The 16,543-nt window shown below is 67.2% G+C and carries 29 protein-coding genes and 1 pseudogene; 1 reads left to right on the forward strand and 29 read right to left on the reverse strand.

Annotated elements, in window-relative coordinates:
- Positions 1 to 48 precede the first annotated feature (48 nt).
- From rplQ to ACGFH6_RS03980, 8 genes are all read right to left on the reverse strand, one after another.
- Positions 49 to 591, reverse strand: coding sequence for a 50S ribosomal protein L17 (gene rplQ, locus ACGFH6_RS03945; RefSeq protein WP_393380272.1), 543 nt, complete (start codon positions 589 to 591; stop codon positions 49 to 51).
- Between the two features lie 57 nt (positions 592 to 648).
- Positions 649 to 1,674: a DNA-directed RNA polymerase subunit alpha gene (locus tag ACGFH6_RS03950; protein ID WP_131360975.1), complete on the reverse strand. Its 1,026-nt coding sequence runs from the start codon at positions 1,672 to 1,674 to the stop codon at positions 649 to 651.
- Positions 1,675 to 1,778: 104 nt separating this feature from the next.
- Positions 1,779 to 2,387 carry a 30S ribosomal protein S4 gene (rpsD, locus tag ACGFH6_RS03955; RefSeq protein WP_131360977.1) on the reverse strand — a complete coding sequence of 203 codons (609 nt, stop codon included), beginning with the start codon at positions 2,385 to 2,387 and terminating at the stop codon, positions 1,779 to 1,781.
- Positions 2,388 to 2,409: 22 nt separating this feature from the next.
- Positions 2,410 to 2,817, reverse strand: coding sequence for a 30S ribosomal protein S11 (rpsK, locus tag ACGFH6_RS03960; protein ID WP_012923659.1), 408 nt, complete (start codon positions 2,815 to 2,817; stop codon positions 2,410 to 2,412).
- A 41-nt stretch (positions 2,818 to 2,858) separates the two neighbouring features.
- Positions 2,859 to 3,230, reverse strand: coding sequence for a 30S ribosomal protein S13 (gene rpsM, locus ACGFH6_RS03965; protein WP_131360979.1), 372 nt, complete (start codon positions 3,228 to 3,230; stop codon positions 2,859 to 2,861).
- Positions 3,231 to 3,416: 186 nt separating this feature from the next.
- Positions 3,417 to 3,530 (reverse strand): 50S ribosomal protein L36, encoded by a 114-nt coding sequence (gene rpmJ / locus ACGFH6_RS03970; protein ID WP_008361054.1) that lies wholly within the window; start codon positions 3,528 to 3,530, stop codon positions 3,417 to 3,419.
- 35 nt (positions 3,531 to 3,565) lie between these two features.
- Positions 3,566 to 3,787: a translation initiation factor IF-1 gene (gene infA / locus ACGFH6_RS03975; RefSeq protein ID WP_012923661.1), complete on the reverse strand. Its 222-nt coding sequence runs from the start codon at positions 3,785 to 3,787 to the stop codon at positions 3,566 to 3,568.
- A 176-nt stretch (positions 3,788 to 3,963) separates the two neighbouring features.
- Complete coding sequence (locus ACGFH6_RS03980; protein ID WP_393380274.1) at positions 3,964 to 4,293, reverse strand: winged helix-turn-helix transcriptional regulator; 330 nt, start codon at positions 4,291 to 4,293, stop codon at positions 3,964 to 3,966.
- A gap of 77 nt (positions 4,294 to 4,370) precedes the next feature.
- Here ACGFH6_RS03980 and ACGFH6_RS03985 point away from each other — a divergent pair, with 77 nt between their 5' ends.
- Positions 4,371 to 5,237 (forward strand): NAD(P)-dependent oxidoreductase, encoded by an 867-nt coding sequence (locus tag ACGFH6_RS03985; RefSeq protein ID WP_393380276.1) that lies wholly within the window; start codon positions 4,371 to 4,373, stop codon positions 5,235 to 5,237.
- Here ACGFH6_RS03985 and ACGFH6_RS03990 read toward each other — a convergent pair.
- The 21 genes and pseudogenes from ACGFH6_RS03990 to rpsS form a co-directional block, all read right to left on the reverse strand.
- The gene (locus ACGFH6_RS03990; protein WP_393380278.1) at positions 5,221 to 6,033 is read right to left on the reverse strand and encodes a hypothetical protein; all 813 of its coding nucleotides are present in this window, start codon (positions 6,031 to 6,033) and stop codon (positions 5,221 to 5,223) included. The two genes, ACGFH6_RS03985 and ACGFH6_RS03990, sit on opposite strands and share 17 nt — an antisense overlap.
- The gene (locus tag ACGFH6_RS03995; protein ID WP_131512861.1) at positions 6,030 to 6,473 is read right to left on the reverse strand and encodes a DUF1707 domain-containing protein; all 444 of its coding nucleotides are present in this window, start codon (positions 6,471 to 6,473) and stop codon (positions 6,030 to 6,032) included. The genes ACGFH6_RS03990 and ACGFH6_RS03995 overlap by 4 nt, the downstream gene beginning before the upstream one ends.
- A 68-nt stretch (positions 6,474 to 6,541) precedes the next feature.
- Entirely contained in the window at positions 6,542 to 7,363 is an 822-nt protein-coding gene (gene map, locus ACGFH6_RS04000; protein ID WP_393380280.1) for a type I methionyl aminopeptidase, read from the reverse strand.
- A gap of 13 nt (positions 7,364 to 7,376) precedes the next feature.
- A complete protein-coding gene (locus ACGFH6_RS04005) occupies positions 7,377 to 7,949 on the reverse strand; it encodes an adenylate kinase (protein ID WP_393380282.1) in 573 nt (190 codons plus the stop codon).
- Positions 7,949 to 9,250 carry a preprotein translocase subunit SecY gene (gene secY, locus ACGFH6_RS04010; RefSeq protein WP_393380284.1) on the reverse strand — a complete coding sequence of 434 codons (1,302 nt, stop codon included), beginning with the start codon at positions 9,248 to 9,250 and terminating at the stop codon, positions 7,949 to 7,951. The genes ACGFH6_RS04005 and secY overlap by 1 nt, the downstream gene beginning before the upstream one ends.
- A 135-nt stretch (positions 9,251 to 9,385) precedes the next feature.
- Positions 9,386 to 9,826, reverse strand: coding sequence for a 50S ribosomal protein L15 (gene rplO, locus ACGFH6_RS04015; RefSeq protein WP_393380286.1), 441 nt, complete (start codon positions 9,824 to 9,826; stop codon positions 9,386 to 9,388).
- A 1-nt stretch (position 9,827) separates the two neighbouring features.
- Positions 9,828 to 10,010 carry a 50S ribosomal protein L30 gene (gene rpmD, locus ACGFH6_RS04020; RefSeq protein WP_012923669.1) on the reverse strand — a complete coding sequence of 61 codons (183 nt, stop codon included), beginning with the start codon at positions 10,008 to 10,010 and terminating at the stop codon, positions 9,828 to 9,830.
- Positions 10,010 to 10,609: a 30S ribosomal protein S5 gene (gene rpsE / locus ACGFH6_RS04025; RefSeq protein WP_393380288.1), complete on the reverse strand. Its 600-nt coding sequence runs from the start codon at positions 10,607 to 10,609 to the stop codon at positions 10,010 to 10,012. The genes rpmD and rpsE overlap by 1 nt, the downstream gene beginning before the upstream one ends.
- 114 nt (positions 10,610 to 10,723) lie before the next feature.
- Positions 10,724 to 11,107, reverse strand: a complete 384-nt coding sequence (gene rplR, locus ACGFH6_RS04030) for a 50S ribosomal protein L18 (RefSeq protein WP_131360993.1) — start codon at positions 11,105 to 11,107, stop codon at positions 10,724 to 10,726.
- 2 nt (positions 11,108 to 11,109) lie between these two features.
- Positions 11,110 to 11,652: a 50S ribosomal protein L6 gene (gene rplF, locus ACGFH6_RS04035; protein WP_131360995.1), complete on the reverse strand. Its 543-nt coding sequence runs from the start codon at positions 11,650 to 11,652 to the stop codon at positions 11,110 to 11,112.
- Between the two features lie 27 nt (positions 11,653 to 11,679).
- Positions 11,680 to 12,087: a 30S ribosomal protein S8 gene (gene rpsH, locus ACGFH6_RS04040; protein WP_131512855.1), complete on the reverse strand. Its 408-nt coding sequence runs from the start codon at positions 12,085 to 12,087 to the stop codon at positions 11,680 to 11,682.
- Positions 12,088 to 12,178: 91 nt separating this feature from the next.
- A complete protein-coding gene (locus tag ACGFH6_RS04045) occupies positions 12,179 to 12,364 on the reverse strand; it encodes a type Z 30S ribosomal protein S14 (RefSeq protein ID WP_012923674.1) in 186 nt (61 codons plus the stop codon).
- 1 nt (position 12,365) lies between these two features.
- Complete coding sequence (gene rplE / locus ACGFH6_RS04050; RefSeq protein ID WP_131360999.1) at positions 12,366 to 12,938, reverse strand: 50S ribosomal protein L5; 573 nt, start codon at positions 12,936 to 12,938, stop codon at positions 12,366 to 12,368.
- The gene (gene rplX, locus ACGFH6_RS04055; protein WP_131361001.1) at positions 12,938 to 13,324 is read right to left on the reverse strand and encodes a 50S ribosomal protein L24; all 387 of its coding nucleotides are present in this window, start codon (positions 13,322 to 13,324) and stop codon (positions 12,938 to 12,940) included. The genes rplE and rplX overlap by 1 nt, the downstream gene beginning before the upstream one ends.
- A gap of 1 nt (position 13,325) precedes the next feature.
- Complete coding sequence (rplN, locus tag ACGFH6_RS04060) at positions 13,326 to 13,694, reverse strand: 50S ribosomal protein L14 (RefSeq protein WP_012923677.1); 369 nt, start codon at positions 13,692 to 13,694, stop codon at positions 13,326 to 13,328.
- Positions 13,695 to 13,783: 89 nt separating this feature from the next.
- Positions 13,784 to 14,080, reverse strand: coding sequence for a 30S ribosomal protein S17 (gene rpsQ / locus ACGFH6_RS04065; protein ID WP_131512852.1), 297 nt, complete (start codon positions 14,078 to 14,080; stop codon positions 13,784 to 13,786).
- On the reverse strand, positions 14,077 to 14,373 hold the full coding sequence (gene rpmC, locus ACGFH6_RS04070; protein WP_393380292.1) for a 50S ribosomal protein L29: 297 nt from the start codon (positions 14,371 to 14,373) through the stop codon (positions 14,077 to 14,079). The genes rpsQ and rpmC overlap by 4 nt, the downstream gene beginning before the upstream one ends.
- Positions 14,373 to 14,792 (reverse strand): 50S ribosomal protein L16, encoded by a 420-nt coding sequence (rplP, locus tag ACGFH6_RS04075; protein ID WP_393380294.1) that lies wholly within the window; start codon positions 14,790 to 14,792, stop codon positions 14,373 to 14,375. Before rplP ends, rpmC begins: the two co-directional genes overlap by 1 nt.
- A gap of 3 nt (positions 14,793 to 14,795) precedes the next feature.
- On the reverse strand, positions 14,796 to 15,632 hold the full coding sequence (gene rpsC, locus ACGFH6_RS04080; protein WP_393380296.1) for a 30S ribosomal protein S3: 837 nt from the start codon (positions 15,630 to 15,632) through the stop codon (positions 14,796 to 14,798).
- 106 nt (positions 15,633 to 15,738) lie between these two features.
- Positions 15,739 to 16,200 (reverse strand): annotated as a pseudogene (rplV, locus tag ACGFH6_RS04085) (50S ribosomal protein L22); the annotation flags it as partial.
- Between the two features lie 49 nt (positions 16,201 to 16,249).
- Positions 16,250 to 16,531 carry a 30S ribosomal protein S19 gene (gene rpsS, locus ACGFH6_RS04090; protein WP_131361012.1) on the reverse strand — a complete coding sequence of 94 codons (282 nt, stop codon included), beginning with the start codon at positions 16,529 to 16,531 and terminating at the stop codon, positions 16,250 to 16,252.
- Between the last annotated feature and the right edge of the window lie 12 nt (positions 16,532 to 16,543).

The following is a 16,543-nucleotide window of genomic DNA, read 5'->3' on the forward strand; positions in this document are numbered from 1 at the left end:
AAACAGCGCCCCTCACCGTGCGGTGAGGGGCGCCGTGTGCAGCTGGTGTTACTTGTCCTCGGTCTCCGGAGTCTCGTCCTGGACCTTCTCGTCCACGACGTCCTCGACCTTGGCGTCGTCCTCGACCTTGTCCTCGACCTTGTCGTCGGCCTTGTCCTCGGCGGCATCCTTCTTCGCCGCCGCCTTCTTGGCCGGGGCCTTCTTCGCGGTCTTCTTGGCCTTCGGCGAGTCGGCCAGCGCCTCGACCAGCTCGATCTTCACCATCGGGGCGTTGTCGCCCTTGCGCGGACCGAGCTTGGTGATGCGGGTGTAGCCGCCCGGACGGTCGGCGTACCGCTCGCCGATCTCGGTGAAGAGCACGTGCACGACGCTCTTGTCCTTGATCCGCTTCATCACCTGACGGCGCGAGTTCAGGTCACCACGCTTCGCCTTGGTGATCATCGACTCCGCCAGCGGCTGCAGGCGCTTGGCCTTGGCCGCGGTGGTGGTGATGGCGCCGTGCTCGAACAGCGACGTCGCGAGGTTGCTGAGGATCAGCTTCTCGTGCGCCGGGCTGCCGCCCAGCCGGGCACCCTTGGTGGGGGTTGGCATCTCTTACTCCAGGAATCTCAGGCCCGCTCGGACCCGGGGTGGGTTGGGCTCGGTAGCTCAGTACTGCTCGGTCTCGGCGAAGCTCTCGTCCTCGTCCTCGGCCTCGGTGCCGTAGGCCTCGGCGGCCGCACGCAGGTCGAAGCCAGGAGGCGAGTCCTTCAGCGACAGGCCCATCTCGGCCAGCTTCAGCTTGACCTCGTCGATCGACTTGGAGCCGAAGTTGCGGATGTCCAGCAGGTCCTGCTCGCTGCGCGAGATCAGCTCACCCACGGTGTGGATGCCCTCGCGCTTGAGGCAGTTGTACGACCGGACGGTCAGCTGCAGGTCCTCGACCGGCAGCGCCAGGTCGGCGGCCATCTGCTCGTCCACCGGCGACGGGCCGATGTCGATGCCCTCGGCCTCGACGTTCAGCTCGCGGGCCAGGCCGAACAGCTCGACCAGCGTCTTACCGGCCGACGCGACGGCGTCGCGGGGCAGCATCGACGGCTTGGTCTCGACGTCGACGACCAGCCGGTCGAAGTCGGTGCGCTGCTCGACACGGGTCGCCTCGACCTTGTAGGTGACCTTGAGCACCGGCGAGTAGATCGAGTCGACCGGCATCCGGCCGATCTCGGCGTCGGCGGACTTGTTCTGGATCGCGGAGACGTAACCGCGGCCCCGCTCGACGACCAGCTCCATCTCGAGCCGGCCCTTCTCGTTCAGGGTGGCGATCTTCAGGTCCGGGTTGTGCACCTCGACACCGGCCGGCGGCGCGATGTCGGCGGCGGTGACGTCACCGGGGCCCTGCTTGCGCAGGTACATGGTGACCGGCTCGTCGTGCTCGGAGGAGACGACCAGGTCCTTGAGGTTCAGGATCAGCTGGGTGGCGTCTTCCTTGACCCCGGCAACGGTCGAGAACTCGTGCAGGACACCGTCGACCTTGATGCTGGTCACGGCGGCACCGGGGATGGAGGACAGCAGGGTCCGGCGGATCGAGTTGCCGAGGGTGTAGCCGAAGCCCGGCTCGAGCGGCTCGATCACGAACCGCGAGCGGTGCTCGCCGACGACCTCTTCGGTCAGGGTGGGGCGCTGTGCGATAAGCACTGTTGTTTTCCTTGTCTGTCGCGACGACCACTATTTGAGGTCGCGAAGGGGTGAAGCACAGACCGGTCCCGCCGGCGGCCACCAGACCGCCGGCGGGACTGAGATCAGTTCTTCGAGTAGAGCTCGACGATCAGGTGCTCGGCGACCTGGGTGTCGATCTGCTGCCGGGTCGGCAGCTGGTGGACGAGGATCCGCAGCCTCTCGGGCATCACCTCGAGCCAAGCCGGGACGACGCGCTCGGAGTGCGTCTCCCGGGCGATGATGAACGGGGTCGTCTCGGCCGACTTCGCCTTGACATCGATGATGTCGTGGGCAGCCACCCGGTACGACGGGATGTTCACCTTGACGCCGTTCACGGTGAAGTGACCGTGTACGACGAGCTGACGGGCCTGCCGCCGGGTCCGGGCCAGGCCGGAGCGGTAGACCACGTTGTCCAGCCGGGACTCCAGGATGATCAGCAGGTTGTCACCGGTCTTGCCGGAGCGCCGCGAGGCCTCCTCGTAGTACCGGCGGAACTGCTTCTCCAGGACGCCGTACGAGAAGCGGGCCTTCTGCTTCTCGCGCAGCTGGAGCAGGTACTCGCTCTCCTTCGGACGGCCGCGGCCGTGCATACCCGGCGGGTACGGACGGCGCTCGAACGCCTTGTCGCCACCGACGAGGTCGACCCCGAGACGGCGCGACTTCTTGGTCATCGGTCCGGTGTAACGGGCCATGTTCGCTACCTACCTCTCTGGATCAGACCCGGCGCCGCTTCGGCGGGCGGCAGCCGTTGTGGGCGGTCGGGGTGACGTCCTGGATGGTGCCGACCTCGAGGCCGACCGCACCCAGGGAACGGATCGCGGTCTCACGGCCGGAGCCGGGACCCTTCACGAACACGTCGATCTTGCGCATGCCGTGCTCCATCGCCCGGCGTCCGGCGGCCTCGGCGGCCATCTGGGCGGCGAACGGGGTGGACTTGCGCGAACCCTTGAAGCCGACGGTGCCCGCGGAAGCCCACGAGATGACCGCGCCGGTCGGGTCGGTGATCGTCACGATCGTGTTGTTGAACGTGCTCTTGATGTGCGCGTGGCCCGCGGCCACGTTCTTCTTCTCCTTGCGGCGCACCTTCTTCGCGCCGGCCGCTGTGCGGCTCTTGGGAGGCATAGGTCAGTTGCTCCTGGGGTGGTCGAAAGTCATCCGGGTCATCACTTCTTCTTCTTGCCGGCGATCGCCTTGCGACGACCCTTGCGGCTGCGGGCGTTGGTCCGCGTGCGCTGACCACGCACCGGCAGGCCGCTGCGGTGCCGGCGACCCTGGTACGACCCGATCTCGATCTTGCGGCGGATGTCCGCGGTCACCTCACGGCGGAGGTCACCTTCGATCTTGTAGTTGGCTTCGATCCAGTCCCGGAGCTTCACCAGTTCGTCGTCGCCCAGTTCGTGGACGCGCTTGTCACCGGAAACCCCGGTGTTCTGCAGCGTCTCCAGGGCGCGAGTACGGCCTACACCGAAGATGTAGGTCAGAGCGACCTCGATGCGCTTGTCGCGCGGAAGGTCGACTCCTACGAGGCGTGCCATGTGGCGGTGTTCCTTTCGTCGGCAGAGGTGTGGTGGCGCGCCGCGTCCTTGCCCGCCTCGGTGAGTTGGTTGTCACCGGCAAGGCCCCGGCCTCTGTTCCGGGGGCGACGTCCGGCCGTGGTGCGTGGCCGGACGAGCATGCGCGCTGTGGTGCGAAAGTGCTGTGTGCTGCTCGACTGGGGGCTGTCAGCCCTGCCGCTGCTTGTGCCGCGGGTTCTCGCAGATCACCATGACCCGGCCGTGACGGCGGATCACCTTGCACTTGTCGCAGATCTTCTTGACGCTCGGATTGACCTTCATCGAGCTTCTTTCTTCGACAGGTGTTGGTGGTGGTCTTACTTGTACCGGTAGACGATGCGACCCCGGGTGAGGTCGTACGGCGACAGCTCCACGACGACCCGGTCCTCGGGGAGGATCCGGATGTAGTGCTGCCTCATCTTGCCGCTGATGTGCGCGAGCACCTTGTGCCCGTTGGACAGCTCAACACGGAACATCGCGTTCGGCAGGGCCTCAACGATGGTGCCCTCGAGTTCGATGACTCCCTCTTTTTTGGGCATGTCCTCGCACTTCTGTAGACGTCGTACTGAATGATGGTTGACACATGGCTCCAGCCCGGGCTCAAGGCGCCCTCCTGACCAGGTCAGGCAGCCGCGGGCAGCACGAGACAGAGGCTACAAAGAGCCAAGGAAAGAGTGTACGCCACTCCCCCACACGAAACCCAATCGAGACCCCGTCACCCCGCCCGCGAGGCCTCCAGTTCGGCCAGGTGGTCGGCACCCCAGGCATCCAGGGGACCCAGTGCAACGTTGAGTGACCGACCGAGCCCGGTCAGCGAGTACTCAACCTTCGGCGGGACCTGGTGAAACACCTCGCGATGGACGATGTCGCGGCTCTCCAGTTCGCGCAACTGCTGGATCAGCATCTTCTCCGTCACGCCGGCGATCGCCCGGCGCAACTCCCCGAACCGCATCGGCCCGTGGTGCAGCGCCCACAGGATCCGCGGCTTCCACTTCCCGCCGATCACGTCGGCCGCGGCGTCCAGTCCGCAGGTGTACGGGATCATCACTTACCTTTCGGTCAGTACCTCACAAATTAGTGGGTACTTGTCCACCCTAAAGTCTCCAGGCCAGGGTTGACGCCATGAAGACACCTGTCACGGTGCTCGGGCTGGGCGCGATGGGGACCGCGCTCGCCCGCACCTTCCTGGCCGCCGGCCACCCGACTACCGTCTGGAACCGGACCCCTGGACGCTCCCCCGAGCTGGACGCCCTCGGCGCCGTCCGCGCCACCAGTCCGGCCGACGCCGTCGCCGCCAGTCCGCTCGTGGTCGTCTGCCTGCTGGTCGACGCCACGGTTCGGAGCACGCTCGACGGACTCGACCTCTCCGGCAAGGCGGTCGTCAACCTGACCAACGGCACTCCCACGCAGGCCCGGGACACCGCGGCACGAGTCGCCGCCGCGGGAGCGGAGTACCTGGACGGCGGCATCATGGCCGTCCCCGCGATGATCGGCGGACCCGGCGCCTTCGTCTTCTACAGCGGCTCGCCGGTTGCCTTCGAACGACACACCGCGGATCTCGCCGTACTCGCCCGGCCCGAGTACGTCGGCAGTGACGCCGGGCTGGCCGCATTGCACGACGTCGCTCTGCTCAGTGCCATGTACGGAATGTTCGGGGGTGCCCAGCATGCGCTGGCCCTGGTCGGCAGCGAGAAGATCCCGGCCACACAGTTCACCGAGAACTTCCTGGTCCCCTGGATGATGGCCATGCTCGGGAGCCTGCCCAGGATCGCCAAGGAGTTGGACGACGGCCCGAGGCCTGGTGCGGCAGGGTCGAACCTGGCGATGCAGGCGGCGGCCTACGACAACCTGATCGACGCGTCGGTTGCCCAGGGCATCGATCCCGGCCTGCTCGCCCCACTGGGCGAACTGCTCCGGCGGGCGGTCGCGACCGGCCACGGCGACAAGGATCTGGCCGCCCTGGTCCCGCTGCTCAGGAGGAGTGTGTAGCGGCCCACTGTTCGCCTTCGCGCCAGATTTGCTGGGGCATCAGGTCCAGAAGGTCACAGGCTGCGTCCAGTTGGGCGAGTGCGGTGACGGAATCGCGGTACGCCGGGAGGATCGCGACGAAGCGCCGCCCCTCGCAACTGAAGCCGAACGGCGGGACCTGGGCGAGTGCCTCGACCGCACGCGGGTGCAGCACGGCCTGCGCGTGGTCCTCGCGACCGTTGAACAGGCAGTAGCGACCGGGCAGGCCGTCAACCGCGAGGTCCAGCGGCAGCAGGCTGGCCGCCGCGACCTGCGACAGCGACGCGGGCAGCACCTGGAGCGGCGGGAGCGGCCGATCCACCTGGAGATCAAGGAAGTCGAAGCCGAGCTCACGGCGCCCTACCTTGTGCCGGAAGCGCCCGGTCCAGAACTCCCGGCCGCGGTGCCGGCCCGTCGTCACATCGGACACCTCGGCGTTCGGGTCGACGTCGAACGGCGGGAACGGCCAGCGCTCCCGCAGTTCGGGCTCGGTGGCCTTGATCCGCCAGCCGAGCTGGGTCACCACGTCGGCCCAGGACTTCCGCAACCGGCCGTCCGCGACCCGCATCGCCAGCGTGAACAGGATCAGCACCAGGAACCAGCCGAGCATCATCCAGCCGACCCAGCGCGGTTCGAGCAGCAGCCCGGCCACCACCAGTGGGACGGCCACGGCGAACCAGATCACGTACACGAGAGCCGAGCCCCGCCGCAGCTGCCACGCCAGGTCTGGACGCAGACGCGGACCCGCGGGGCGACGGGTGACCGGGGTGGCTGTCAACGGCGCCTGCCGAGGCTACCCATCGCGATCAGGGCCCACGGGATCAGCAGCCAGACCGGCCAGAAGTGCGGCCAGTGCCCGCCGTTGGCGAGTCCGATCACGAACCAGATCACCACGTTGACCATCACGACACCGGTGAAACCACCGATCGCCCCACGCCGGTCCGGCTGCGCGTCCTTCTTGCGCTCCGGGAACTCGCCCGGAGCGGGCGCCGGCTTGCTGTCCTGCACCACCGCCGGGGTCTGGTACGTCCGCACCGGCGGCAGGTCACGCACCAGTGGCTCGAGTTCGCCGTAGGTCTGGACGGCGTACAGCTGGTCCAGGCGGGAGGAGAACTCGGGCTGGTCCAGCCGGCCGTCCGCGAACGCGTCCCGCAGCCGCCCGGCGATCTTGTCCCGGTCGGCTTCGGTGAAACGCTGGTGCGGCTGGTACTGAGGCATGTCTCAAGTGTGCCTCAGGCCGGGGTTCGGCGGCGTCCCCCGATGGGCTGACCCCAGAGGTAGTTCTTCTAGTCGGCGAGAGCGCCGCAGGCGATCCCGAGCTCCGCGAGCTTGGCCTCGCCCCCGTCCAGGGCGGTGAGGATCCACGGGCCCTTCGGAGTGAGCGTGAACGTGTGCTCGGTGTGCGCCGCGGACCGGCCGTCGTCGGTGACCACGGTCCAGTCGTCCTCGAGGGTGTGGTTGTCCTGCTTGCCGAGCGTGAGCATCGGCTCGACGGCGAGTGCCATCCCCTCGACCAGCTTCGGCCCGCGGCCCGGGCGGCCGAAGTTCGGCACGTTCGGCGGCTGGTGCATCGCCGAGCCGATCCCGTGCCCGACGAAGTCCTCGACGATCCCGTACGACGAATTGGCCCGGACATAGGCCTCGACGGCGGCCGAGATGTCGGTGAGCCGGCCGCCGAGCTTCGCGGCGGCGAACCCACGCCACATCGACTCCTCGCAGATCCGGGCCAGCTCGAGCAGCTCGGCACCGACCTCGCCGACACCGACGGTGATCGCCGCGTCACCGTGCCAGCCGTCCACGATCGCACCGCAGTCGATCGAGATCAGGTCGCCGTCGGCCAGCACGCGTTCGCCGGGGATGCCGTGCACGATCTCGTCGTTCACCGATGCGCAGATCGAGCCGGTGAAGCCGTGGTAGCCCTTGAACGACGGGACCGCACCGGAGGACCGGATGTGGTCCTCGGCGATCGCGTCCAGCTCACCAGTACTGATGCCGGCCTTGACCTCACCGCGGAGCAGTTCCAGCGTGCCGCCGACCACCAGGCCGGCGGCACGCATCGACAGGATCTGCTCGCGGGTCTTGATCTCGATGCCGCGGTCCCTGAACATCACACCCCGTGTCTTACTCCGTGATCGACTTCAGCGCGACGAGCACGCGCTCGCTCACCTCGTCGATCTCGCCGACGCCGTCCACCTCGCACAGCAGGCCGCGCTGCGCGTACACGCGCAGCAGTGGCTTGGTCTCGGCCGTGTAGACGTCCTGCCGGTGCCGGACGACCTCTTCGGAGTCGTCCGTGCGCCCCTCGGTGTGGGACCGCTTCATCATCCGCTCGACCAGTACGTCGATGTCGGCGATCAGCGCCACCACCGCGTCCAGCTTGTGACCGTGTTCGGCCAGGATGTCGTCCAGCGTGCCCACCTGGGCCAGGGTCCGCGGGTACCCGTCCAGCAGGAACCCTTCACCGGCGTCCGCCTCGGACAGCCGGTCGCGGACCATCGCGTTGGTGACCTCGTCCGGGACGTAGTCACCGGCGTCCATGTAGCGCTTCGCTTCGAGCCCGAGCGGCGTCTCGTCCTTGACGTTCGCACGGAAGATGTCGCCGGTGGACACGGCCGGGATATTCAGGCGTTCCGCAAGCACCTTTGCCTGCGTGCCCTTGCCCGCCCCGGGCGGACCCATCAGCAACATTCTCATCAGCGCAGGAACCCTTCGTAGTTACGCTGCTGCAGCTGACTCTCGATCTGCTTCACCGTGTCCAGTCCGACGCCGACCATGATCAGGATCGACGTACCACCGAACGGGAAGTTCTGGCTCGCGTTCAGCAGGACGAGCGCCACCAGCGGGATCATCGAGATCACCGCCAGGTAGAGCGCGCCCGGCAGCGTGATGCGGGACAGCACGTAGCCCAGGTACTCCTCGGTCGGCCGTCCCGCCCGGATCCCGGGGATGAAGCCGCCGTACTTCTTCATGTTGTCTGCAACTTCCTTCGGATTGAAGGTAATCGAGACGTAGAAGTAGGTGAAGAAGATGATCAGCGCGACGTACGTCACCATGTAGATCGGGTGGTCGCCCTTGACCAGGTTCCCTTGGATCCACTGGGCCCATTTCTTGTCCTGCTGGAACTGGCTCACCAGCACCGGTAGGTACAGCAGGCTCGAGGCGAAGATGACCGGGATGACACCGGCCTGGTTCACCTTCAGTGGGATGTACGTCGAGGTGCCGCCGAACATCCTGCGGCCGACCATGCGCTTGGCGTACTGCACCGGGATGCGGCGCTGCGCCTGCTCGATGAAGATGACCGCGGCCATGATCACGAGGCCGATCGCGACCACCACCACGAAGGTGGGGATGCCCTTCTCCTTGCGGATGTTCCACAGCTGGGTCGGGAAGGTGGCGACGATCTGGGTGAAGATCAGGATCGACATGCCGTTGCCGACGCCGCGGTCGGTGATCAGCTCGCCCAGCCACATGATCACGCCGGTGCCGGCGGTCATGGTGAGCACGATGACGCTGATCGAGAACCAGTCGTCGCGGTGCAGCAGCGGCTCCTGGCACCCCTGGAACAGCCGGCCCGGGGTGCGCGCCAGCGCCACGAAGGCGGTGGACTGCAGGATCGCGAGACCGACGGTCAGGAACCGGGTGTACTGGGTGATCTTGGCCTGGCCCGCCTGGCCTTCCTTCTTCAGCGACTCCAGCCGCGGGATCACCACGGTGAGCAGCTGCAGGATGATGCTGGCGGTGATGTACGGCATGATGCCGAGCGCGAAGATCGCGAGCTGCAGCAGCGCGCCGCCGGAGAACAGGTTGATCAGGTTGTACAGGTTGGCGTTGGCGCCACCTTGCGCCTGCTTGAGACAGGTGTTCAGCGACTGGACGTTCACGCCAGGCGCCGGCACGACCGAACCGATCCGGAAGATCACGACGATGAAGAGCACGAACAAGATCTTCCGGCGCAGGTCCGGAGTCTTGAACGCGTTGGCAAAGGCGCCTAACACCCTGTCCTCCCACATGTTTCCTCTGCCCGCTCAGGGCAGGGGCCTAGCAAAGCAGCTGGGCAAGAGACGAACCAGGGCTCGTCCGAACTCCAGCGCACGATATCAAGCGCCGGCTCGCACGAGCCCTGGACCTCGTTACACCTCGGTGGTGGTCCCCCCGGCCGCCTGGATCTTGTCCAGGGCGGACTTGGAGAACTTGTGCACCGAAACCTGCAGTGCCACGGTCAGTTCGCCGTCACCCAGTACCTTCACCGGCTGACCGCTGCGGACCGCGCCCTTGGCGACCAGGTCGGCCACGCCGACCTCGCCACCTTCGGGGAACAGTTGTCCGAGCTTGTCCAGGTTAACGACCTGGAACTCCACCCGGTTCCTGCTCTTGAAACCCTTCAGCTTCGGCAGCCGCATGTGCAGCGGCATCTGGCCACCCTCGAACCACTCGGGGATGTTGTTGCGCGCCTTGCTGCCCTTGGTACCGCGGCCGGCCGTCTTGCCCTTGCTGCCCTCACCACGACCCACGCGGGTCTTGGCGGTCTTGGCACCGGGCGCCGGACGCAGGTGGTGAACCTTCAGCGCCATGTCAGTCGACCTCCTCGACGGTGATGAGGTGGCGAACAGTGCGGACCATGCCACGGATCTCCGGGCGGTCGTCGTGAACGGCGACGTCGCCGATCCGCTTCACGCCCAGCGTGCGCAGGGTGTCGCGCTGGTTCTGCTTGCCACCGATGCCGGAACGGGTCTGGGTCACCTTCAGGCGTGCCATCAGGAAGCCACCTCCGCCCGCGCCTTCAGCAGTGCCGCCGGGGCGACGTGCTCGACCGGCAGGCCACGGCGCGCGGCCACGGCCTCCGGGGTCTCCAGGCTGCGCAGCGCCGCCACCGTCGCGTGCACGACGTTGATGGCGTTGGACGAACCCAGCGACTTGCTGAGGATGTCGTGGATCCCCGCGCACTCCAGTACGGCGCGCGCCGAGCCACCCGCGATCACACCGGTACCGGGAGCGGCCGGACGCAGCATGACAACGCCTGCGGCCTTCTCGCCCTGGACCGGGTGCGGGATGGTGCCCTGGATCCGCGGCACCTTGAAGAACGCCTTCTTGGCCTCCTCGACACCCTTGGCGATCGCCGCGGGCACCTCCTTGGCCTTGCCGTAACCCACACCGACGGTGCCTTCACCGTCGCCGACGACCACGAGGGCGGTGAAGCTGAAGCGACGACCACCCTTCACGACCTTGGCGACACGGTTGATGGCTACCACGCGCTCGATGTAGGCGGTCTTGTCAGCTGCCTGACCGCGACCACCGTCGCGACCACGGCGCTCACCACCGGCGCCGCCTCCGCGACGCTGCTGGCCTCCGCTCATTTCGAATCCTCGCTTCGCTCGGAGTTCTCATTCGCGAGACGCTGCTGCGTTGAACTGTCCACTCGCATGCGCTCGTGCACGGAACTACCTCTTCCTGTGTTTTGTGTCGCCATGTCAGAAGCCGAGCCCGCCCTCACGGGCGGCGTCGGCCAGGGCCGCGATGCGGCCGTGGTACTTGTTCCCGGCCCGGTCGAACACGACCGAGTCGATCCCGGCTGCCTTGGCCCGGTCGGCGATCAGGCCGCCGACGGTCTTGGCCTTGTCGGTCTTGTTCGCCTCCGCGCCACGCAGGTCGGCCTCCATGGTGGAGGCGGACGCCAGCGTCTTGCCGGCCACGTCGTCGATGACCTGTACGAACAGGTGCCTCGACGACTTGGTGACCACCAGCCGCGGCCGGTCGGCCGTGCCGTTGATCTTCTTCCGGACCCGGATCTGGCGACGCAGTCGCGACGCCGTCTTCTTGGCGGAGTGCTTGTGCGGACGCAGTCCGATCGCCATGGTTACTTACCAGCCTTTCCGACCTTGCGGCGCACCTGCTCGCCGGCGTACCGCACACCCTTGCCCTTGTACGGCTCGGGCTTGCGCAGCTTGCGGATGTTGGCGGCAACCTCGCCGACGGACTGCTTGTCGATTCCCTGCACCGAGAAACGGGTCGGCGCCTCCACCGTGAACGTGATGCCTTCCGGCGCGTCCACCGTGATGGTGTGGCTGTACCCGAGCGAGAACTCCAGCTGGGCCGGGCCCTTGGAGATGACGCGGTATCCCACGCCGACGATCTCGAGCTTCTTCTCGTAGCCCTCCGTCACTCCGGTCACCAGGTTGGCGATCAGGGTGCGGGACAGGCCGTGCAGTTCCTTGCTCTTGCGCTGGTCGTCCGGGCGGGTCACGGCGATGGCGCCGTCCTCGTCCCGGTTGACCGCGATGGGCTCAGCCACGACATGCGAGAGCTGACCCTTGGGACCCTTCACGGTGACCGTCTGGCCGTCGATCGTGACGTCGACGCCGGACGGGACCGAGACCGGGAGCTTACCGATGCGAGACATTTCTGTGGTCCTCCTTCCGGTTCTTCGTCACCAGACGTAGGCGAGGACTTCCCCGCCAACGCCCTTGTTCTTGGCCTGTCGGTCGGTCAGCAGTCCCTGGGACGTCGAGATGATCGCGACGCCCAGGCCACCGAGGACCTTGGGCAGGCTGGTCGACTTCGCGTAGACCCGCAGACCCGGCTTGCTGATCCGGCGGACGCCCGCGATGGAGCGCTCCCGGCTCGGGCCGAACTTGAGGTCGACGACCAGGGTCTTGCCGACCGCGCCCTCCTTGGGCTCCTCCACCTTGTAGGAGGAGATGTAGCCCTCCTGCTGGAGGATGTCGGCGATGCCCTGCTTGATCTTGCTGTACGGCATCGAGGTCGACTCGTGGTACGCCTGGTTGGCGTTGCGCAGACGCGTCAGCATGTCTGCGATCGGGTCGGTCATCGTCATGGCCTGGGGCCTCTTTCCCGCCGTGGTTTCGCCGGCCGGCGACCTACGGTGACTAGATGGTGAGTGGAGAAAAGATCGGGGGTGGAGACGGTCACCAGCTGGACTTGGTCACACCGGGCAGCTCGCCCCGGTGCGCCATCTCCCGCAGGCAGATCCGGCACAGGCCGAACTTGCGGAAGACCGCCTTCGGCCGGCCGCAGCGCTGGCAGCGGGTGTAACCGCGTACCGCGAACTTCGGCTTCCGGGCCTGCTTGACCTTGAGTGCTGTCTTCGCCACGTCAGTTCTCCTTGAACGGGAAACCGAGCTGCCGTAGCAGGGCCCGGCCCTCGTCGTCGTTCTTCGCGGTGGTCACCACGGTGATGTCCATACCCCGGACCCGGTCGATCCGGTCCTGGTTGATCTCGTGGAACATCACCTGCTCGGTCAGGCCGAAGGTGTAGTTCCCGGTGCCGTCGAACTGCTTCGGCGACAGACCGCGGAAGTCGCGGATCCGCGGCAGCGCGAGCGCCAGCAGCCGGTCCAGGAACTCCCACATCCGGTCGCCGCGCAGCGTCACGTGCGCACCGATCGGCATGCCCTCACGCAGCTTGAACTGCGCGATCGACTTGCGGGCCTTGGTCACCTGCGGCTTCTGCCCGGTGATCGCGGCCAGGTCCTTCACCGCGCCCTCGATCAGCTTCGAGTCGCGAGCCGCCTCGCCGACGCCCATGTTCACCACGATCTTGGTGAGGCCGGGCACCTGCATGACGTTCTCGAACTGGAACTGCTCCTGCAGCTTGCCGACGATCTCCTCGCGGTACTTCGTCTTCAGCCGCGGCTGGACCCTGGTTTCGGTCACTGCGGTGGTCATCAGATCTCCTCGCCGGTACGCCGCGCGACCCGGACGCTCCGGAAACCGGTGTACGTCGAGCCGTCGGGGCGCCGCTTCTGCACCTCGACGCGGTTGTAGCCGACGCGGGTGGTCACCTTCTGCTTCTTGCCGTCCTTCTCGACCTCGACGACGAGCATCACGTTCGAGACGTGGATCGGGGCTTCCTGGGTGACGATGCCACCCGTGGTGCCGCCGCGCTGGGCCTGCTGCACCTTGGTGTGCTTCTTGACCCGGTTCACGCCCTCGACGATGACCTTCTCGGCGTCGGGCAGGACCTGGATGATCTTGCCCTCGAGGCCCTTGGACTTGCCGGCGATCACGCGGACGAGATCACCCTTCTTCACGTGCAGTTTCCTCTGCGCCATCTCAGAGCACCTCCGGGGCGAGCGAGATGATCTTCATGAAGCGCTTCTCCCGCAGCTCCCGGCCGACCGGCCCGAAGATGCGGGTACCGCGGGGCTCGCCGTCGGCCTTGAGGATCACCGCGGCGTTCTCGTCGAAGCGGATGTAGGAGCCGTCCGGACGCCGGCGCTCCTTCACGGTCCGCACGACGACCGCCTTGACGACGTCACCCTTCTTCACACCGCCGCCCGGGATCGCGTCCTTGACGGTGGCGACGATCGTGTCACCGACACCGGCGTAGCGCCGACCGGAGCCACCGAGCACCCGGATGCAAAGGATCTCCTTCGCACCCGTGTTGTCGGCGACCTTCAGTCGCGACTCCTGCTGGATCATCTGTTGATCTCCTGGTTGTCTCGCTGGTTCTCACTCGCGTGAGCCTTGCGGAACGAATGATTTCGATTGGTTACCGGACGGACCGGCAACTACTTGGCCTTCTCGAGGATCTCCACGACGCGCCAGCGCTTGGTCGCCGACAGCGGCCGGGTCTCCATCAGGAGGACGCGGTCGCCGGTACCGGCGGCGTTCTGCTCGTCGTGCGCCTTCAGCTTGCTGGTGCGACGGATGACCTTGCCGTACAGCGCGTGCTTGACCCGGTCCTCGACCTGGACCACGACGGTCTTGTCCATCTTGTCGCTCAGCACCAGGCCCTCACGGGTCTTGCGGCGGCCTCGCGTCTCGGTGGTCGTGCTCACGGTCTCGTCCTTCGCGTTCTCGGTCATGCCTTGCTCCCGGCCTTCTCGCTGTCGTCCGCGGTCTCCTCGACCTCGGCCTCGGCCTCAGCCTCGGCGGCCGGGGCGTCGACCTCGTCGGTGATGCCGAGCGCCCGCTCGGTCAGCACCGTGTAGATGCGGGCGATGTCCTTGCGGACGGCGCGCAGCCGGCCGTGGGACTCCAGCTGGCCCGTGGCAGCCTGGAACCGGAGGTTGAACAGCTCCTCCTTGGCTTCACCGAGCTTGCTCAGCAGCTCGTCCCGGCCCAGGTTCCGCAGCTCGGCGGCGGTCTGGATAGCCATCAGTTCTCACCTGCCTCTCGGGCGATGAAGCGGCACTTCATCGGCAACTTGTGGATCGCACGGCGGAGGGCCTCGCGAGCGATGTCCTCCGGTACGCCGGACAGCTCGAACAGGACCCGGCCGGCCTTGACGTTGGCGATCCACCACTCCGGCGAACCCTTACCGGAACCCATCCGGGTCTCGGCCGGCTTCTTGGTCAGCGGGCGGTCGGGGTAGATGTTGATCCACACCTTGCCGCCACGCTTGATGTGCCGGGTCATCGCGATACGCGCGGCCTCGATCTGCCGGTTGGTGACGTAGTGGTTCTCCAGCGCCTGGATGCCGTAGTCACCGAAGGCCAGCGTCGTACCACCCTTGGCAGCGCCGGAGCGCTTCGGGTGGTGCTGCTTGCGGTGCTTGACCTTGCGGGGGATGAGCATGGTTCAGCTCTCCGTTCCGGTCGTCTCAGCGGGCTTGTCGGCAGCGGGGGCGGTCGCCTCGGCCCGCGGGGCCTCGGCGCGGTCGCCACCACGGCCACCACGGTCGCCACGGTCGTCGCGGCGGCCACCACGGCCACCACGGTCGTCGCGACGGGCCGGCCGGCGCTGCTGAGTGGCGGCACGGGCCGCGGCCTGCGCCTCGCGCTCGGCCCGGGAGCCGGCCACGTCACCCTTGTAGATCCAGACCTTCACGCCGATCCGGCCGAAGGTCGTACGGGCCTCGTAGAAGCCGTAGTCGATGTCCGCGCGGAGCGTGTGCAGCGGCACCCGGCCCTCACGGTAGAACTCCGACCGCGACATCTCCGCGCCACCGAGCCGGCCGGAGCACTGGATCCGGATGCCCAGGGCGCCGCCACGCATGGTGGTCTGCATCGCCTTGCGCATCGCGCGGCGGAACGCCACACGGCCGGACAGCTGCTCGGCCACGCCCTGCGCGACCAGCTGGGCGTCGACCTCGGAGTTCTTCACCTCGAGGATGTTCAGCTGCACCTGCTTGCCGGTGAGCTCCTCAAGGCTGCCCCGGATCCGGTCCGCCTCGGCGCCACGGCGACCGATGACGATGCCCGGACGGGCGGTGTGGATGTCGACCCGGACCCGGTCACGGGTGCGCTCGATCTCCACGCGGGAGATGCCGGCGCGCTCCATGCCCTTGCTCAGCAGGCGGCGGATCTTGACGTCCTCGCCCACGTAGTCCTTGTACAGCTTGTCGGCGTACCAACGGCTCTTGTGATCGGTGCTGATGCCGAGACGGAACCCGTGCGGGTTAACCTTCTGGCCCACGTCAGGACTCCTTCTTCTCAGCGGTCTTCTTGGCAGCCGTCTTCTTGGCGGTCGCCTTCTTGGCCGGCTTGTCGTCGGCCTTGTCGGCGGCGGCCTTCTTGGCCGGAGCCTTCTTGGCCGTGTCCGCCTTCTTGGCCGACTTCTTCGCCGGGGCCTTCTCGGCCGGCTCTTCCTCGACCCGCGGCGCCACGACCACGGTGATGTGGCTGGTCCGCTTGTCGATCCGGGTGGCCCGGCCCTGCGCACGCGGGCGGTGACGCTTCAGCGTCGGACCCTCGTCCACATAGGCCTTCGCCACGACCAGGTCGGCCCGGCTCAGGTGCTCGGTGCCCTCGGCGTTCGCCGCGGCGCTGTCGACGACCTTGTACACGGTCGCGGCAGCGGCCTGCGGGGCGAACTTCAGAGTGGCGAGTGCGTCGTCGACGCCCAGACCGCGCACCAGATCGACCACGCGGCGCGCCTTCATCGGCGTCACGCGGACGAAGCGCGCGACCGCGAAGGCCCCGGGCTCGTCGCCCAGCAGGCTCTCGCGACGGGCACTGACGGCCCTACGCTCTTGAACGCTCATGATGTTCGAATCTCTCCGTAGGTTGCTATCGCTTCGTCACTGACCAGGGTCAGCGACGCCGTGACTTCCGGTCGTCCTTCTCGTGACCCTTGAACGTGCGGGTCGGGGCGAACTCGCCGAGCTTGTGCCCGACCATCGCGTCCGTCACGAACACCGGCACGTGCTTGCGGCCGTCGTGCACCGCCAGCGTGTGGCCGATCATGTCCGGCACGATCATCGATCGGCGGGACCAGGTCTTGATGACGTTCTTGGTGCCCTTCTCGTTCTGCACCTCCACCTTCTTCATCAGGTGGTGGTCGACGAACGGGCCCTTCTTCAAGCTGCGTGGCATTCTGGCCGGCTC

This window comes from Kribbella sp. NPDC049227, assembly GCF_043197265.1.
GTDB lineage: Bacteria > Actinomycetota > Actinomycetes > Propionibacteriales > Kribbellaceae > Kribbella.

What these genes read in the sequence shown, in the direction of transcription:
- rplQ (WP_393380272.1), bottom strand. Translation starts at nt 591, where the DNA reads ATGCCAACCCCCACCAAGGGTGCCCGGCTGGGCGGCAGCCCGGCGCAC.
- rpsD (WP_131360977.1), bottom strand. Translation starts at nt 2,387, where the DNA reads ATGGCCCGTTACACCGGACCGATGACCAAGAAGTCGCGCCGTCTCGGG.
- rpsK (WP_012923659.1), bottom strand. Translation starts at nt 2,817, where the DNA reads ATGCCTCCCAAGAGCCGCACAGCGGCCGGCGCGAAGAAGGTGCGCCGC.
- rpsM (WP_131360979.1), bottom strand. Translation starts at nt 3,230, where the DNA reads ATGGCACGCCTCGTAGGAGTCGACCTTCCGCGCGACAAGCGCATCGAG.
- rpmJ (WP_008361054.1), bottom strand. Translation starts at nt 3,530, where the DNA reads ATGAAGGTCAATCCGAGCGTCAAGAAGATCTGCGACAAGTGCAAGGTG.
- infA (WP_012923661.1), bottom strand. Translation starts at nt 3,787, where the DNA reads ATGCCCAAAAAAGAGGGAGTCATCGAACTCGAGGGCACCATCGTTGAG.
- ACGFH6_RS03980 (WP_393380274.1), bottom strand. Translation starts at nt 4,293, where the DNA reads ATGATCCCGTACACCTGCGGACTGGACGCCGCGGCCGACGTGATCGGC.
- ACGFH6_RS03985 (WP_393380276.1), top strand. Translation starts at nt 4,371, where the DNA reads ATGAAGACACCTGTCACGGTGCTCGGGCTGGGCGCGATGGGGACCGCG.
- ACGFH6_RS03995 (WP_131512861.1), bottom strand. Translation starts at nt 6,473, where the DNA reads ATGCCTCAGTACCAGCCGCACCAGCGTTTCACCGAAGCCGACCGGGAC.
- map (WP_393380280.1), bottom strand. Translation starts at nt 7,363, where the DNA reads ATGTTCAGGGACCGCGGCATCGAGATCAAGACCCGCGAGCAGATCCTG.
- ACGFH6_RS04005 (WP_393380282.1), bottom strand. Translation starts at nt 7,949, where the DNA reads ATGAGAATGTTGCTGATGGGTCCGCCCGGGGCGGGCAAGGGCACGCAG.
- rplO (WP_393380286.1), bottom strand. Translation starts at nt 9,826, where the DNA reads ATGGCGCTGAAGGTTCACCACCTGCGTCCGGCGCCCGGTGCCAAGACC.
- rpmD (WP_012923669.1), bottom strand. Translation starts at nt 10,010, where the DNA reads ATGGCACGCCTGAAGGTGACCCAGACCCGTTCCGGCATCGGTGGCAAG.
- rpsE (WP_393380288.1), bottom strand. Translation starts at nt 10,609, where the DNA reads ATGAGCGGAGGCCAGCAGCGTCGCGGAGGCGGCGCCGGTGGTGAGCGC.
- rplR (WP_131360993.1), bottom strand. Translation starts at nt 11,107, where the DNA reads ATGGCGATCGGACTGCGTCCGCACAAGCACTCCGCCAAGAAGACGGCG.
- rplF (WP_131360995.1), bottom strand. Translation starts at nt 11,652, where the DNA reads ATGTCTCGCATCGGTAAGCTCCCGGTCTCGGTCCCGTCCGGCGTCGAC.
- rpsH (WP_131512855.1), bottom strand. Translation starts at nt 12,087, where the DNA reads ATGACGATGACCGACCCGATCGCAGACATGCTGACGCGTCTGCGCAAC.
- rplE (WP_131360999.1), bottom strand. Translation starts at nt 12,938, where the DNA reads ATGACCACCGCAGTGACCGAAACCAGGGTCCAGCCGCGGCTGAAGACG.
- rplX (WP_131361001.1), bottom strand. Translation starts at nt 13,324, where the DNA reads ATGGCGCAGAGGAAACTGCACGTGAAGAAGGGTGATCTCGTCCGCGTG.
- rplN (WP_012923677.1), bottom strand. Translation starts at nt 13,694, where the DNA reads ATGATCCAGCAGGAGTCGCGACTGAAGGTCGCCGACAACACGGGTGCG.
- rpsQ (WP_131512852.1), bottom strand. Translation starts at nt 14,080, where the DNA reads ATGACCGAGAACGCGAAGGACGAGACCGTGAGCACGACCACCGAGACG.
- rpmC (WP_393380292.1), bottom strand. Translation starts at nt 14,373, where the DNA reads ATGGCTATCCAGACCGCCGCCGAGCTGCGGAACCTGGGCCGGGACGAG.
- rplP (WP_393380294.1), bottom strand. Translation starts at nt 14,792, where the DNA reads ATGCTCATCCCCCGCAAGGTCAAGCACCGCAAGCAGCACCACCCGAAG.
- rpsS (WP_131361012.1), bottom strand. Translation starts at nt 16,531, where the DNA reads ATGCCACGCAGCTTGAAGAAGGGCCCGTTCGTCGACCACCACCTGATG.